Source organism: Streptomyces corynorhini, from assembly GCF_003346515.1.
GTDB lineage: Bacteria > Actinomycetota > Actinomycetes > Streptomycetales > Streptomycetaceae > Streptomyces > Streptomyces corynorhini.
Map to the genome: position 1 here is coordinate 16625 of NZ_QQNA01000087.1, position 14494 is coordinate 31118.

A 14494-nucleotide genomic window follows, 5' to 3' on the forward strand; every position below is an offset into this window, starting at 1 on the left:
GCCGCGTACGGGCGCGCGGCGGCGACGGTCGCGGAGAGGGCTTTGCGGCAGTCCTGACCAGCGAGGTCACGCTGCGATCACGCCTTGTCGTGGACACGCTGATAATCTGATTGCCGCGAAAGGCGCTCATTTGTGTTGCATCAATAAAACAGGGCCCCTCTTTTCGACGGGCTTGAATGTTACTTGACGCACCTGAGAGGATCGCATGCGCAACGTGCTGGCACGCAAGAAGACCACCGCAGATCCCAGTGAGACCGTTCCTTTGGCACCCGGGAGCCTCCCGCTCGTGGGTCATGCGATGAAGGCAATCCGTGATCCGAGGAAATTCCTGCGTTCGCTGCCCGAGCACGGCGACATGATCCGCGTCAGTGTCGGCCCGCTCAAGGCGGTGATGGTCTGCGACCCGGAGCTGACCTCGCAGATACTTCTCAACGATCGCACCTACGACAAGGGCGGTCCGCTGTTCGACATGGCCAGGGAGGTGTTCGGCGACGGTCTGGTGACCTGCCCGCACGCGATGCACCGACGGGAGCGCCGGTTGGTCCAGCCCGCGTTCCGCCGCAGCCGACTCTCCGGCTACGCCCGGGTGATGACCGAGGGGACAACCCTGCTGACCGACCGGTGGCGTGCTGGTCAGGTCCTGGACATGCCGGCGGAAATGCTCAGCCTGACGATGCACAACATGCTGCAGGCGATGCTCGGCGGGACACTGCCCCCGGAGGACCTGCGGCAGTTGGTCGGCGACGCCATCGTGGTGCAACACGCGACGTACCGGCAGGCATTCGCGCCAGAGGTGCTGAAGCGGATTCCCACCCCGGGCAATCGGCGCTATCAGCGGGCTCTGGCCGGGCTCCATGGCACCGTGACCGACATCATCGCCAAGGCCGAGATGTGCCCGGCGGACCATGGGGATCTGCTCTCGGCGCTCCTGGCGTCCCGCGACCCGGGCAGCCCCGACGACCCGGCAGACGCCGGTCGGAGCGAGCGTCTGAACAGCGTCGAACTCCGCAACGAGGTCCTGACCTTCCTGGTGGCGGGTTCGGAGACGACGGCGATCTCCCTGTCATGGGCGCTGTACCTCATCGCCTGCAATCCGGATGTCCAGGAGCGCCTGTGGGCCGAGACCGATCGCGTCCTCGACGGCGGGCCGGTCTCCCCCGACCACCTGCCCGATCTGAAAATCGCCAACCAGATCATCACCGAGACGCTGCGGCTCTATCCGCCGGCCGGGATGATATGGACCAGGATCGTCACAGAAGACACCCGCCTGGGCGGCCATGACATCCCGGCCGGGACGACCATCGCGTACAGTCCTTACGCTCTGCACCGCCTGGAACGCTATTATCCGGACCCCGAAGTCTTCAATCCGGACCGCTGGGACGCCGAGACGCAGCATTCGACACCGCGCAACAGCGCCTATCTCACCTTCGGCGGTGGTGCACGCAAATGCATAGGCGACCAGTTCGCCGTCGTCGAGGCCGTGCTCGCGCTTGCGGACATCGCCTCCAGTTGGCGCCTGGACCTCGTTCCCGGGCAGAAACATCCGGCTATCACGACCTCGATGGGGCCGCGTGATCTCAAGATGCGCCTGAGCGCCAGGACCGTTCGGGAGCGCGCGTCGTAGCGCGAGCGCACGGATCCTTCTGGGACGGCGGGGCGGGTTCTGCCGCGCGAGGAGACCCGCAGGCCGATCGCGCAGGTCGCCCGTGAACCCTGGAGTGAGGAAACCTCCAGGGTTCACGAGGGTGGACACCGGCCCATGTCCGCCGACGCGGCGGCGTCCTTTTTCGCGTAAGAGGCCGCGCGGATAGGTGGGGTGGAGGAAGGAGCGGGGTGAGGGGCAAGCATGGCAAGGCGGAGGAGGGAGGCGACGCGGAGCGTCGTGGACCGACGACAACGCCGCCAGGCGCCGCCCATCGCCCCGCGACGCCGCCCCACCTATTCGCGCGGCCTCTAAGTGATTTCAGTATCCCCTGTCCGGTGACACGTGCGCTCACGCATGCGGAGAACGCGGGCGATCGCGCGTGCGGAAAAACGTGAAAGGCAGCTGCGGTGACGGTGAGTCAGGAGCGAGGCGGCATGACGGGTGCGAGGACTGCCGAAGGGGCGGGGGAGTCTGTCGCGGTGATCGGGGTGGGGCTCCGCCTCCCGGGAGGGATCACCACGCTGGGCGGATTGTGGGATGCCCTGGCCACCGGTCAGGATCTTGTGACGTCGGTACCCGGCGACCGGTTCCGTACCGATGATTTCGTTGTGGACGACGGCGGGGTGCGAGCCGGGAAGGCGTATACCGGGGCGGCCGGTATTTTCGGGGACGTGTGGGGGTTCGACCCGGAGTATTTCGGCATTTCGCCGAAGGAGGCGGGCCAGATCGATCCGCAGCAACGGTTGCTGATGGAGTGCGCGGTGGAGGCATTCGACGACGGGGGCGTGGATCCGCGGCTGCTGGCGGGTTCTGACGTGGCGGTGGTGATGGGGATGACCGTCCAGGACTACTGGGGTCTGCTGATGCGACGTCCCGGGGTGATGAACTCGTTCGCCCCCACCGGTACGGGGGCGTTCGGTGCGGCGAACCGCCTGTCGTACCTGTTCGATTTCCATGGGCCGTCCCACACGGTGGACACGGCGTGTTCGTCGTCCTTGACGGCACTGCATCTGGCGGCTGAGACGGTCCGTTCCGGCCGGTGTGAGGTCGCGTTGGCAGGCGGGGTGAACCTGGTGCTCGGCCCGGGTGGGCACGTCATCTCCAGCCAGGCGTCGATGCTCTCCCCGACCGGGCGCAGCCACTCGTTCTCGCAGGACGCCGACGGCTTCGTCCGGTCGGAGGGCGCGGGGGTGGTGCTCCTGAAGACATTGAGCCGTGCGCTGGCCGACGGTGACCGGGTGCACGCGGTGATCAGGGCCTCGGTGGTCAATGCCGACGGGCGGACCCTCGGGATGTCCCTGCCCGGTGCGGATACGCAGGCGACGATGTTGGAGCGCGCGTACGCCGAGGCCGGGGTGCGCGCCGACCAGGTGTCGTACGTGGAGGCTCACGGGACGGGGACGGCGGCGGGCGACCCGGTGGAGTGCGAGGCTCTGGGGCGGATTCTGGGGCGGCGGCGCGGGGGGAAGCCGTTGCCCATCGGGTCGGTGAAGTCGAATCTGGGGCACCTGGAAGCCGCGGCCGGTATGGCGGGACTGTTCAAGGCCATGCTGGTCCTGCGCGAGCGGCGGGTGCCCGCCACCTTGCACGCCCAACCGCTGAACCGGGCGATCGATTTCGCCGGGCTGGGGCTGGACCCGGTGACGGCGATGCGGCCACTGGACGGTGGGGCCGGTGCGCGGCGTATCGCCGGGGTCAATTCGTTCGGTATCGGCGGCGCGAACGCGCACGTGGTCCTGGAGTCCCCGGACGCGCCGCCGGTCCCGGGCGTCACCGGGGACGGGGCCGCGCGGACCGAGGACAGGCGGCCGGGTGCGGCCGTGCCGGTGGTGGTCACCGGCCGGACCGAGGCGGCGTTGCGCGAGGCGGCGCTGACGATGGCCTCGTACCTGGAAGGCATGGACGATTCCGCCCTAGTGGATGTCGGGTTCACCACGGTGCGGCGCCGCGAGCGCCGTGAGCTGTCCACGGCCGTGCTGGCCTCCAGCGGCGCGGCGGCCGCGCGGGCACTGCGGGAGACGGCGGAAAGGGGCGCGTCGGACGCGGCGGCGTCGGCCGTCAGTACGGCCCGGGGACGTGTCGGTTTCATTTTCAGCGGGAACGGCACCCAGTGGCCGAGGATGGGCGCGGAGTTGCTGGGGCAGGACGCCGCCTTCACCGCCGAGGTCCGGGCTGTCAGCCGCGAACTGGAACCGCTGCTGGGCTGGTCGGTCGAGGCGGAGATGGCGGCGCCGGACAGCGGGCGGTGGGCGCTGACAGAGGTGGCGCAGCCGATGCTGTTCGCCCTGCAGGCCGGACTGGTCATGTCGCTGCGCGAGCGGGGCGTGCGACCGCACGGGGTCTGCGGTCACAGCGTCGGCGAGGTCGCGGCCGCCTACTGCGCCGGAATTTTTGATCGTCCCCAGGCGTGTCGGGTGATCGCGCACCGCAGCCTCGCGCAGGCGCCCACCTTCGGGACCGGGCGGATGGCGGCGCTGGCGCTGTCACCCGCGCGGGCTCAGCGGTTGCTCGACGAGACGGGGGCGAGCGGCCGTGTGGTGATCGCGGCTGTGAACTCTGGCAACGACGTCACCCTGGCCGGGGACAGCCGGACACTGGAGGCCGTTGAGGATCGCTGTGTTCGCGACAGCGTGTCCTTCCGGTTCCTGCGCCTGGACTACCCCTTCCACAGCCCGGCGATGGACACCGTCCGAGGCCCGCTGCTGGCCGGACTCGGCGAGGTCGCGGCCGGTCGGGGCAGGATCCCGCTGGTCTCCACCGTCACCGGCCGCGCGGTCGCGGAGCACGAGATGGACGCCGACTACTGGTGGCGCAACGTGCGGGAACCGGTCAGGTTCGCCGCGGCGGTCGCCGCGCTCATCGGTGAGGAGCACGGCTGTGACGTTCTCGTCGAGGTCGGTCCGCACCCGGCGCTCAGCGGCTACCTGCGCCGTATCGCCGTCGACGGGGAAGCGTCGGTGGAGGTGGCGTCGACGCTGACCCGGATCAGCGCGGGCCCACCGGCGCTGAGCGGCACCGTCCTGCGCGCGGTCGCGGCCGGGGCGCGGCTGGACTGGGACCGGTTCTTCCCCCAGGGCGGTCGCGTCGTGGACGTCCCGGCCTACCCGTGGCAGCGCCGGCGCTACCGGTTGGGAGACCCCTCGTGGTGGTCCGACCACGAGATCGCGCCGCCGTCGCAGCCGGTCGCGTCCCATCCGCTGCTGGGCCGGCGCCTGCTCGGGGCCGACCCGACGTGGGGCCGGGAGCAGAGCGCGGCCTGGATCGCCGATCACAGGATCGGTGACGCCGTCGTCATGCCCGGCACGGCCTTTCTCGACATGGCGCTGTCGGCGGCCCGCGAGGTGCACGGCGGACCCGTGGAACTGCTCGACATATCCCTGGCCAGGTCGCTGGTCCTGCCCGGCGAGCCCGGATCGGCTCCGGTACGCACCACCACCACCGTCCGCCCCGACGGGACCTTCGTCGTCGCCGGGCACACCGGGGAGGACATCGAGGCCGTCCAGCACGTGAACGGGCGGTGGCGCGGCTCGGCCGACGCCAGGCCCGCTCCGCTGGACGTGGCCGCTCTCGCCCGCCGCGTCGACGAGCCCGTGGACATGTCCGACCACTACCGGGCCTGCGCCGCGGTATCGCTCAACTACGGGCCGGCGTTCCGTTCGCTGACGACGCTGTCCGTCAAGGACGGCGAAGGGCTGGCGAGGCTCCACACGGATCAGTTCGTCGGCACCGAGCATCAGGCCCGTGTCGTGCTCCTCGACGGCTGCCTCCAAGCGATGCTGCCGCTGTCCGCTCGCGTCGTCTCCGGCTCCGCGCACCCTTACGTTCCCCACCTCCCGGTGGCGGTGGGCAGCGTCCGCGTCTGGGGTCCGCTGCCCGCCACCGTCCTGGCGTACCTGCGGCTGACGTCTGTCGTCGAGACCGGGCTCGTGTGCGACATCACCGTCTGTGACACCGACGGAACGGTCCTGCTCGACCTGGGGGACGTGTACGCGCGGCGCATCGAGAACAGCGGTTCTCCCGCACCCCGGGTCTACGACGAAGTGCTCAGGGCACGCCCGCGGATGACCGCGCTGCCCGGCACCCCCTGCCCGCTCCCGCCGCCTTCACGCGTCGTCGAGGACTGCGGCCCGGTCGTCACCCGGCTCGACGACGCGGTCCGCGACCACGGGTACGACGGCCACCTGGAAAGGTCTCGGCAGCTGAGCGCGCACTACATGGTGGCCGCGGTGAACAGCATCCTGGACTCCGCGGTGGCACGAGGGGCGATCGAGGTCGCGGGACCGGTCGGTGGACAGGCTTTCGGCCTCGACGACCTGAGGAGTGCCGGCGTCAGGGAGAGCCTGTGCCCGTTGGTGGAGATGATGCTGGCGATCGCGGTCAGGTACGGGCTGCTGACCGCTCGTGCCGAGGGAGGCTGGTGCCGACGCGGCACACCGGTGCCTGAGGAGCTTCTGCGGGACAGGCTGAACGCGTTCCCTGAGCTGGTCGTGATGTGGCAGGCCGCCGCGTGGGTCGGCCGCAGCCTGCCCGGCGTCCTCACCGGTGAGGTGGAGGGGCTGGAGGTGCTGTTCGGCGAATCCGGTCCGATCGCGGCGCAGGTGTACAACCACGATCCTGGGCTCACCTACCTGTCCGATACCGCCGTGGCATACGTCCGCGCCGCCCTGGCCGACTGGCCGGCCGACCGGCCCCTGCGGATTCTGGAGATCGGCGCGGGCACCGGGGGCTTCACCGCGCGCATCCTGCCCCACCTGCCGCCCGAACGCACGCACTACGTGTACACCGACGTCTCCTCTGCGTTCTTCCCCAAGGCCGAGGCTCGCTTCGCCGCCTTCAACTTCCTCGAATATCACGCCCTCGACCTCAGCACCGATCCCACCGAGCAGGGGTTCGCGGCGGGATCCTTCGATCTCGTCGTCGCGAGCAATGCCCTGCACACCACGGTCGACATCACTCAGGGGCTGCGTCACGCGGCCACGCTCCTGGACCACAACGGTCAGCTCGTCGCCCTGGAAATGCACAGCAACACCTACGTCGCGACATTGTTCGGGATACTGGACTCCTTCTGGGAGTCCTCCGACACCGCCCTGCGGCCGGCCGGCGCGGCGCTGACCCGCGAGCAGTGGCCGTCGGTCCTGGAGCAAGCGGGGTTCTCAGCCGCCGCGTTCCTGAGCGCACAGCCGGACCGGGAGGGCGTTCCCGGATCGGTGATCGCGGCGGTCCGCGCCATGGGCACTCGGCCCGGCAGCACACCGCGCGACCAGGACGCGGGCGGCGCGACCCCCCCGTGCCTGCTGATCACCGAGAGCGCGGACAGCTCCGCCGATCCTCTGGGCGACCTCCTGGCAGCCGCCCTGACCGCCACGGGAACACGCGAGGTGGTGCGCTCGGCTCCGCGCGGGCAGACGGACTGGGCCGCTCTGCTGCCGGCCGCGGGGCCGGTCGACATCGTCCTGATCGCCGACGACACCGAGCGGACGACCGCCGAGCGGGTGACCGCCGAGCGGGTGACCGCGCGTGCCGCCCGTGCCTGCGCGCGGCTGAGTACGCTGGCGGCCGTCTGCGCGCAGACCGGCGGAGCGCTTCGGCCCACCCTGTGGCTGGTCGCGTCCACGACCGCCGACAGTCTGGACGCCCCGATGACACATACGGGCGCGGCCCTGTGGGGCGCCACCCGCACCCTGGCCAACGAACAGCCGCTGCTGACCGTCCGCAGGATCCGTGCCGTCGGCGGGACCACCGGGTCGGCACGGCAGACGGCCGGACACGTCGCGTACGAGATCACCCACCCCGACGCCGAGGACGAATGCGTGATCACTCGTCATGGGCGCTTCGCCGTGCGCGTGCAGTCCCTGCCGGAGACCCGGCGGACACGCGCCCACGGCGCCACCGCGCCCTTCGCGCTGGCCGTCCACGGCGAAGCGGGCACCCCCCACCGGCTCGTCTGGCAGGACAGCGGCGTCCCCGACCCCGGGCCCGGCGAGATCACCGTCCGCGTGCGGGCCGCGGCCCTCAACGGCCGTGACGCTCTCTTCGCCTCCGGGCGCCTGCTCCCGCCCCGTGGCGCACGTCCGGGCGACGTCCATCTCGGCTGCGAAGGCGCCGGGACCGTCACCGCCGTCGGAGACGACGTCACCGGCATCCTCCCAGGAGACCGGGTCGCCGGGATCACCCACGGCGGCTGGCTGGCCTCGCACATCAACCTGCGCGCCGACCGAGTCGTGAAACTCCCCGAGCAGATCACCTTCGCCGGAGCGGCGACCCTGCTCATCGCTCAGCTGACCACGCACCACGTCCTGGGACACCTGGCCGGTCTGGGGCCTGGCGACAGCGTCCTCATCCTGGGTGGATCCGACGGGACAGGGCTCGCGGCCATGGAGTTCGCCCGGCGCGCCGGGAGCCGTGTCGTCGTCGGCGCCCCCACTCCGGCTCAGCGCGCCCTGCTGCGTCTTCCGGGGGTCGACCACGTGGTGGACTCGGGTGCTCCCGGCTTCGCCGAGGAGGTCCGGCACGTTACCCGGGGCGGCGTCGATGTCATCGTCAACCTCAGCTCCATCACGGCGGACCTGCGACGGCGTGCGCTGGACCTGCTGGCGCCAGGGGGGCATTTCTTCGACGTCGGACCGCTCGTCGCGCCATCACCGACGCCGCACACGCCGCCCCTGGACCGCGACGCCACCCTGCACGCCGTCGATGTCGTCGGCTGGTTCGAGCAATCCCCGCTCACGGTGGACCGCTGCCTGGACGACCTGCAGAAGGTAATCGACAGCGGTGAATGCCGCCCCCTGCCGCACACCGTCTACCCCGCCGACCGGGTGCACGAGGCCATGGACGGCCTCCTGGCCGGTCAGGGGGCCGGGAAGACGGTCGTCGTCCTCGACGACGGGGTTCTCCTCGATCGCGCCCCCGAGCCGCCCGTACTGGATCCCACGGCGACCTATCTGGTCGTCGGCGGCCTTGACGGCTTCGGAGCCGAGACCGCCCGGCACCTGGTCCGCCGGGGAGCGCGTCACCTCACCCTCGTCAGCCGACGTGGCACCGCACGCAACCAAGACGCCGTCGCCCTGGTCAGCAGCCTGAACGACCAGGGAGTCCAGGTGGACGCGCGCGCCGTCGACATCTCCGACCCGACAACCGTCGACCGGCTCTTCCACGACCTGGACGCGAGCGGACGCCGGCTCGCCGGAGTGGTCCACGCCGCCATGGTCCTCGACGACGACGAGATCACCGACCTGTCCGTCGAGCGCTACCTCACCGTCCTGCGTCCCAAACTCACCGGAGCGCTTCTCCTCGACTCCCACACCCGTCGGCGCACCCTCGATTTCTTCGCCCTGTACTCGTCCTTCGCCGCGTTGCTCGGCAACCGGAGGCAAGCCTCGTACGGCGCCGCCAGCCTTGCCCTGGAGAACATCGCGCGCCGACGCAGGCACGACGGCCTGCCCGCCTCCGTCCTGCAGTTGGGCGCGATCTCCGACGCCGGATACGTGCTCCGCAGCGGAATCACCTCGGTGATGAGCGACTACGGAATCCTTCCCATGACCTCATCCCAGGCGCTGGACCGCTTCGACACGCTGCTGCACCACCCGGACTCCGCGGTCACCGCGGTCGTCGCCGAATCCCGGGGCCGTGAGCAAGCGCTCATGGCGTTCCTCCCCGCCGTGACCGCACCCCGTACCGCGATGCTGGTCCACACACCGGACGCGGGCGCCGACGACAGCCTCCTGCCGCGCCTGCGGGCCGCCGCCACCGCGGAGGAAGCCCGCCCGATACTGCTCGACGCCCTCACCTCCTGGCTGGCCTCCGGTCTCCACACCACACCCGATCGTGTCGACTCCGGCCGCCGCATCGATCAACTCGGCGCCGACTCCCTCACCGCCACCGAACTCATCGGCCACATTCGCCGCCACACCGGCTGCGCGATCCCCGCCCCCGAAGTCATGACCGCACCTCTCACCAGCATCGCCACCACCGTCCTCCGCCACCTGCGCCCCGAGAGCCCGTCCTGACCAACCCCGCGTCGGCGCGACCGGAAACGGCCGCGCCCCAGCAGGTCGGCACAGCCGGTGGCCGCTCCTGGCGGCCGAGAACGGGCAGATATCCCGGGAGGGAACAGATGCCGCTCACGACAGCCCTCGCCTTTCCGCCATTCAGCAACCCTTACCCGCCGGGGATCCTGTGCACGCTGGCTCACGCGAATGCGAGTGTGGCCGCCGCCCTTGAGGCAACGGACCGGAAGCTCGCGGAAATCGGCCAGCCACCCGTGACCCGCAGGCTGACCGTCAGAGATTCCGGACCGTCCCCCGGCCCGGAAGCGGAATACGTCCACAATCTGGTGGCGGCGACGCTCGTCCCGTACTCCGTATACGCGTCACTCGATCTGAAAGTTCAGCCGTCCATCCTTCTCGGACATGGCGCGGGCTTCAATGTCGGGAGCGTGATCACGGACCTCATGTCCATGGAAGAGACAATCGACGTCCTCATCACAGGATTCCTCGAAGCCAAAAGGATTTCACTGCGGGGCGGAATGCTCGCCCTCGCCGTCGACCAGCGGACCGCTCGGTCGATGTGTCGGCAGATCTCGGAGGACGGCCTCCACGTCGGCATGATCAATACGCCGCATCAGACGGTTGTCTGCGGCCGATTCGGCGACCTGGACCTGCTGGAGACGCACGCGGAACGCACAGGCGTCCCCTGCAGGCGTCTCGCCGCCATCCTCCCCATCCACACCCCGCTGTTCAAGCCCGCGGCCCTCCGGGCGATCCTTCGGCAGAAAGAAAGGACCGTGCGGCCCGTGCTGCCCCCGCTGTACTTCACCACCGAGTGCCGTCCCATCGTCGAAACCGACACGGTCAGAAAGGCGTCACTCGCCATCTGGACCAAACCCGCGAACCTGATCGAATCCATCGAGGACCTTCAGGAGAACTTCGGTATCAACCACTTCATCGAGATCAACACCACCCCGACACTCGCACCAATGATCATCCAGAACGCGCATCCGGGCACCCGGGTCGATGGCCCGCCATCCGGCATAACGGATGCCGCGGACGTACTCCCCTTCCTCAGCGGTGCTTGACCTCGCGCGGCGAGGTGGGTTCGCGGGCGATCGCGCGGCGGACTTCCGGTACGCCCGGACGGAGGTCACCGATGTGACACCGAGGGTGCGGTGCCTGCCCACGGGACGGCCGCGAGGCGACGAGCCGCCGCCTCCGCGGTCGATAGCCTACGGCTATCAAGATCAGTCGATTACCGGATTGGACGGCGGTTCACTCCGGGCCATACGGTCCGGTGGATGACCTCCCAACCCGCGTTAACGGCTCTGCCGCGTCAGGCTCCCCGCGTCCGTCCTGGCCTGTTCGACCACCTCATGACCGGGGCCGGCCGATGAGTACGACCCGGGAGCACTCCGAGGCGCGGCTGCTGGTCCCCTCCCTGATGTTCATCGCGCTGGTCGTGGCGGCGGTCGCCAGTCTCGGGGCGCCGCTCATCACCAGCGTGGCGACCACGTTCCACGTCTCACTCAGCAGCGCGCAGTGGACGCTGACCATCGCGCTGCTCAGCGGCGCGGTCGCCACACCCGTACTCGGCCGGCTCGGAGCCGGTCCGCACCGGCGAGCCACCATTCTCGTCACGCTGGCGGTCGTCGTCGTCGGCAGCGCGCTCACCGTGCTGCCGCTGCCGTTCGCGTGGCTGCTCGTCGGCAGGGCCGCGCAAGGCATCGGGCTCGGTCTGACGGCGCTGATGATGGGCGTGGCCCGCGACCATCTCCCCGAGGAGCGCAGCGCGCCCACCATCGCCCTGATCTCGGTGGTCTCCATCATCGGTGTCGGTGTCGGCTACCCCCTCGCCGGTCTGCTCACCGAGTTCGGCGGGGTGCGCGCCGCCTATGGTCTCGGTCTGTCCGTCACCACCCTTGCCTTCCTGGCCGCCTGGCGCTCCGTACCCGCCGCCCCCGAGGGCCGCTCCGCCCACGTGGACATAGCGGGCGCGCTCCTCCTGGCGGGTGGACTGTGCCTCGTCCTGTTCCTTGCCGGCGAGCGGAGCCTGTGGAGCGAGCACCTCGCCGTGGCGGTGGTCCTCGCCGTCGTCGCCGCGCTCCTGCTCTCCGTCTGGGCCGTCTCCGGACTGCGCGGCAAGGCGCCCCTGGTCGATCTCCGGGCGCTACGGCACCCCGCGGTCGCCGGAGCGAATGTCACCATGTTCGTCGGCGCCATCGGCATGTACATCCTGCTCACCCTCATCACCCGGTACGCGCAGACGCCGCACAGCGCCGGTTACGGGTACGGGCTCACCACCTTCGTCGCCGGGCTGGTCCTCATCCCGTTCTCCGTGCTGGGGTTCGTCGCGGGCAAGCTCACGCCCCGGCTGCGCGAACGGATCGACGCCCCCTACCTCTTGGCCGGCAGCGCGGTGGTCATCGGCGGCGGGTTCGTCCTCTTCGCCGCGGCCCGGTCGAACCTGACGGAGCTGTTCCTGGCGATGAGTGTGCTGGGCTTCGGCGTCGGCAGCTTCTCGGCCGCCATGCCCGGCGTCATCCTGGCCGCCACCCCCAAGAGCGAGACGTCCAGCGCGATGAGCTTCAACTACGTGGTGCGCAGCGTCGGGTACGCACTCGGCAGCGCCATCGGTGGCCTGGTCCTCGCCGCGGGCACCGACACCGGCCATGTCTTCCCGAACGACGGCGCCTACACCGCGGCGGCGTTGGTCGGTGTCGTCGCGATGGCGATCACGATGATGACCAGCCTCGCCCTGGCCCGCAAGCGCTCGCCCGAGGCCGAAGCCGAGGCCGAGGCCGGACCGACCGTCCCGTCGGCCGACGCGCCGAGCCGGAGCGGGTCGAACCAATGACCCGCTCGCGGCGAGGCGTCGGCGCGCGCGGACGGCTGTCGTCGTTCCGGCCATGAGCGGTGGTGGTCGGGCCCGCCCCGCCCCGCGCCGCCACGCCCGGCGCGTGCGGACCTGACCGCTCGGGCGGGGGAAACGACCACGTCAGCCGTCGGACCGTCAGCCGTCGGACCGTCGGACCGTCGGACCGTCGGACCGACGGACCGACGGGCCGTCAGGAGAATCGGCCGCGGCTGTGCCGGCCTCAGCGTTCCGTGCCGGATTCCGCCGCCCCCGGCCGGGGCCGCGCCGACCGCTCGGCCGCTTCCGAGAGGCGGTCGAGCAGGTCGGGGACGGCGAGCAGGACGCGTCTCTCGTCCGGGGTCAGCTGCCGCGCCAGGGTGTCCGCCAGCCAGCGGCGCCGGGTGCGCCGGTCGCCTTCGAGGGCTTCGGTGCCCGCCGGAGTGATCGCGATGAGGAAGGAGCGCCCGTCGCGCTCGTTGCGGGAGCGGCTGACCAGGCCGAGCCCTTCCAGGTCGCCGACCGTACGGCTCATGCTCTGGTGTTTCACACGATGCGCGGCGGCCAGCTCCGCGATGGTCCGCGGGCCCTCGCGGTCGAGCGTGCCCAGCGCCGTGGCCTGCGCCGGTGGAACCGTGTCCGCGCGGGCGCGGACGGCCCGTACGAACCGGCCGACCGAGCGCCGCAGCTTCTCGGCGATGTCGTCGTCATCAAGTGCCATCAGGAAAATATACAAGGTGGCTGTACAGTTTTTGGTGAGGAGAGAGGAAGACCATGCGCCTTACCAAGCACGCCCATGCCTGCGTCACCTTCACCGACGGTGACCGTACGCTGCTGATCGACCCAGGTACGTTCACACCGAACGCGGCCGACCTGATCGCCCGCGCCGACGCGATCCTCGTCACTCACGAGCACTTTGACCACCTCGACGAGACCGCGCTCAGAGCGGAGCTGGCCAAACGCCCCGGCCTCACGGTGCACACGACAGCGGAGGCGGCCGCGACCCTCGGTGACCAGGCTTTCGCGGTCGCGGCCGGTGACCGGATCGAGGTCGCGGGCTTCCACGTGACCGTGCACGGCGAGGACCACGCGCTTATCCACGCCGATATCCCGCGGGTGCGCAACGTCGGGTTCCTCGTGGAGGGCCGCGTCTTCCATCCCGGCGACTCGTACGTCGTGCCCGAGGCCGCCGTCGAGACCCTGCTGGTGCCGACCAGCGGCCCGTGGACCAAGTTCGGCGAGGCCGCCGACTTCGTGCGGGCTGTGCGTCCCGGCCGTACCGTCCAGATCCACGAGTTGATGCTCAGCGAGCTGGGCCGGAACTCGGCCGCCAGATTCCTCGGTGCGGACGGACTGACCGGCGTCCCGCTGGAGAACCTCGCCCCGGGCGCGTCCACCGAGGTGTGATCCACAGGGGAGGGGTTCGTAGGGGTGCGGGCGGCCCGAGCGTCGTCACCTCACCTCACCTCACCGCACCTCGGGCCGGGCGTATTCGCCCATCGCGTCGATGAGCCAGCGCGCGAGGTAGTCGGCGAAGGACGCGCGGGGCAGCAGCCGCCAGATGTCCTCGGCGGTGTGCCAGAGGACGACCTGGACGGGGCCGAGCCGGGTGGCGAAGGCCCGGCCGCTGCCGAAGGCGCGCGGGTGCAGGTCGAGGGCGCAGCCCTTCTCCAGTACGTCGCGGGCGGACGGGCCGCTCAGCTCCACGACGGTGCGGTGGGCCGAGACGTCCACGACGGAGCCGGGGGCGCCGTCGAGCGCCCGGTGGAGTTCGGCGGTACGGGGCCGCTCCCCTGGGGGTGTGACCAGGAGCCATTCGTCCGGGCCGAGCCAGAGCACCGTACCGGCGCCCGCGGATGCGGTCCGCCCGCAGTGGCCGGGCAGCGCCGCGCCGAGGCGCTCCTCGATCCGGCGGGCAGCCGCCGACCCGGGCGCGACGCGCAGGCTGAGCATCACGGCGTACGGCCACTCCGCCGCGCGGACGGCGCGCGGCGGAGTGGCCGTACG

At 70.7% G+C, this 14494-nt stretch carries 7 protein-coding genes; 5 read left to right on the plus strand and 2 right to left on the minus strand.

Features of this window, described 5'->3' with window-relative positions; all coding sequences use genetic code 11:
- Nucleotides 1–205: 205 nt before the first annotated feature.
- The 4 genes from DVH02_RS12780 (at nt 206) to DVH02_RS12795 (ending at nt 12490) form a co-directional block, all read left to right on the plus strand.
- Nucleotides 206–1624 (plus strand): cytochrome P450, encoded by a 1419-nt coding sequence (locus DVH02_RS12780; protein WP_114623909.1) that lies wholly within the window; start codon nt 206–208, stop codon nt 1622–1624.
- A gap of 455 nt (nt 1625–2079) precedes the next feature.
- Nucleotides 2080–9651 (plus strand): type I polyketide synthase, encoded by a 7572-nt coding sequence (locus tag DVH02_RS12785; RefSeq protein ID WP_114623910.1) that lies wholly within the window; start codon nt 2080–2082, stop codon nt 9649–9651.
- A gap of 107 nt (nt 9652–9758) precedes the next feature.
- The gene (locus DVH02_RS12790) at nt 9759–10718 is read left to right on the plus strand and encodes a hypothetical protein (protein ID WP_114623911.1); all 960 of its coding nucleotides are present in this window, start codon (nt 9759–9761) and stop codon (nt 10716–10718) included.
- A 308-nt stretch (nt 10719–11026) separates the two neighbouring features.
- Nucleotides 11027–12490 carry an MFS transporter gene (locus tag DVH02_RS12795; RefSeq protein WP_114623912.1) on the plus strand — a complete coding sequence of 488 codons (1464 nt, stop codon included), beginning with the start codon at nt 11027–11029 and terminating at the stop codon, nt 12488–12490.
- A gap of 241 nt (nt 12491–12731) precedes the next feature.
- Here DVH02_RS12795 and DVH02_RS12800 read toward each other — a convergent pair whose 3' ends face one another.
- Nucleotides 12732–13208 (minus strand): MarR family winged helix-turn-helix transcriptional regulator, encoded by a 477-nt coding sequence (locus tag DVH02_RS12800; RefSeq protein ID WP_114623913.1) that lies wholly within the window; start codon nt 13206–13208, stop codon nt 12732–12734.
- A gap of 53 nt (nt 13209–13261) precedes the next feature.
- On the opposite strand from DVH02_RS12800, the gene DVH02_RS12805 reads away from it, so the two are divergent.
- The gene (locus DVH02_RS12805) at nt 13262–13894 is read left to right on the plus strand and encodes an MBL fold metallo-hydrolase (RefSeq protein WP_114623914.1); all 633 of its coding nucleotides are present in this window, start codon (nt 13262–13264) and stop codon (nt 13892–13894) included.
- A 60-nt stretch (nt 13895–13954) separates the two neighbouring features.
- Here the strand turns inward: DVH02_RS12805 and DVH02_RS12810 are convergent.
- Nucleotides 13955–14494 (minus strand): sarcosine oxidase subunit gamma (locus tag DVH02_RS12810; protein WP_114623915.1); only part of this gene is annotated, 540 nt, incomplete at its 5' end.

Coding starts and splice junctions, on each gene's coding strand:
- DVH02_RS12780 (WP_114623909.1), top strand. CDS start 206: ATGCGCAACGTGCTGGCACGCAAGAAGACCACCGCAGATCCCAGTGAG.
- DVH02_RS12785 (WP_114623910.1), top strand. CDS start 2,080: ATGACGGGTGCGAGGACTGCCGAAGGGGCGGGGGAGTCTGTCGCGGTG.
- DVH02_RS12790 (WP_114623911.1), top strand. CDS start 9,759: ATGCCGCTCACGACAGCCCTCGCCTTTCCGCCATTCAGCAACCCTTAC.
- DVH02_RS12795 (WP_114623912.1), top strand. CDS start 11,027: ATGAGTACGACCCGGGAGCACTCCGAGGCGCGGCTGCTGGTCCCCTCC.
- DVH02_RS12800 (WP_114623913.1), bottom strand. CDS start 13,208: ATGGCACTTGATGACGACGACATCGCCGAGAAGCTGCGGCGCTCGGTC.
- DVH02_RS12805 (WP_114623914.1), top strand. CDS start 13,262: ATGCGCCTTACCAAGCACGCCCATGCCTGCGTCACCTTCACCGACGGT.